Genomic DNA, 1,394 nt, shown 5'->3' on the forward strand with positions numbered 1-1,394 from the left:
TATCGACAATAATGCCGACTTCCTTATTCTTGGCAATTTCCGCCAACTTCTGATCCAAATCGGATTTAAATTGGCGTTGCAGGCCGGCACTGTAAATATCCAACTCCTGCTTTTGTTTCTGCTGTTCCTTTTGGAAGTCTTCATCACTCATGGACAGTTTTTCTTCTGCCAACTTCTTATTAATTTCCTGAACCTTCTGTTCGTGTTTTTCTACATACTGCTTAGCCAAGGGTGCTTCTTTTTGCACTCTCTGTGTATCGACAACACCGACTTTGTCGGCACTGCCGCAACCTGCCAAAATCCCTGCCGTCAAAACGGTAAGAATCAGGGCCGTAAGTTTTTTCTTTGCACCTTTCATTCTTCGGGCCTCCCTGTTATGCCAGCTTGGCAATAATATCATCAGTCACGTCTTCTGCCGTACCGATACCTACATAATCGCTGAAAATCATGTCAATTCCCTGCTCTTGTGCCACTCGTGCGGCACAATCGCGAATATCATCCATAATTTTCGACTTTGCGTCATCCATTTCCTGCTTTTTCGCATCCAGCTTGGACTTCCATTCATCATTCCAAATCGCCGGATCCGGCGTATTTTGAAGTCCTGCCAATTGGGTCTTTAACAAGTTATCGTTCGCATCCTGACGACTTTGCAACTCTGCCCGTTGGGCCTCTACATAGTCTTGTAACTCTTTTTTCGCCTTTTCTTTATAAGGAGCCATTTCGGCTTCCGCTTCCGCAACAGCCCGTTCCGAATCGGTGCCGCCGTTTTTGCGAAGCAGGGCAATCAATTCATTTCTGGCCGTTTCTCTTTGTTCCTTTGTCATAGCCAGTGTATTCAGTTGAAGCTGTAGATTGACGGCCTTCAACCGATCCGCATCGTTTAGAGACGGGAGACGCTGCTCTTTTTCCTTTAGCAATGACTCGTACTTTTGCTGTAACGCACTGTTTAAGTCCGCCTCTTTCAATGCCGCCTTGGCCTTCAATTCTTCTTCGGCCGCGGCTGCACCCATGATACTCATAGATTGAGCCTTTTGCAGAACTTGTCCGTCTTTTCCGGCTTGTTGCGTGTAATGCCATTGTTCGAACTGGTACTGTGCTACCATGGCATTATACTCCAGCTCCAACCGGTGATAGACGGCGTAATCGGGATGGCTCATCATAATATGCTCCGTATCGGCATAGGCATAGACAGGTCCCTGTGTCGCCGGTTCATCAGGTGTCTTGTGTTTCCAAGCATAGATACCCGCCAAAAGGCACAACACTAAAAGGACAATGGCTCCGCCTGCCGCCACGTTGCGCTTATTTTTATCCATCGACGTTACTTGGAGGATAATTGTTTAGCTACCTGGTCCGTAATGTCCTGACCGCCGTAGAGGACTACGCTCTTATCGACA

The 1,394-nt window shown here is 47.3% G+C and carries 2 protein-coding genes; both read right to left on the reverse strand.

Annotated elements, in window-relative coordinates; translation table 11 throughout:
* Nucleotides 1-358 (reverse strand): OmpH family outer membrane protein (locus PGX78_RS08055; RefSeq protein ID WP_270446408.1); only part of this gene is annotated, 358 nt, incomplete at its 3' end.
* A gap of 16 nt (nucleotides 359-374) precedes the next feature.
* Nucleotides 375-1,313, reverse strand: coding sequence for an OmpH family outer membrane protein (locus tag PGX78_RS08060; protein WP_270446410.1), 939 nt, complete (start codon nucleotides 1,311-1,313; stop codon nucleotides 375-377).
* Nucleotides 1,314-1,394: the final 81 nt, after the last annotated feature.

This window comes from Megasphaera sp. AF13-6AC (assembly GCF_027685385.1).
GTDB classification, from domain to species: domain Bacteria; phylum Bacillota; class Negativicutes; order Veillonellales; family Megasphaeraceae; genus Megasphaera; species Megasphaera micronuciformis.

Excerpts from the sequence above, each read along its gene's own strand:
- PGX78_RS08060 (WP_270446410.1), bottom strand. The coding sequence starts at position 1,313 with ATGGATAAAAATAAGCGCAACGTGGCGGCAGGCGGAGCCATTGTCCTT.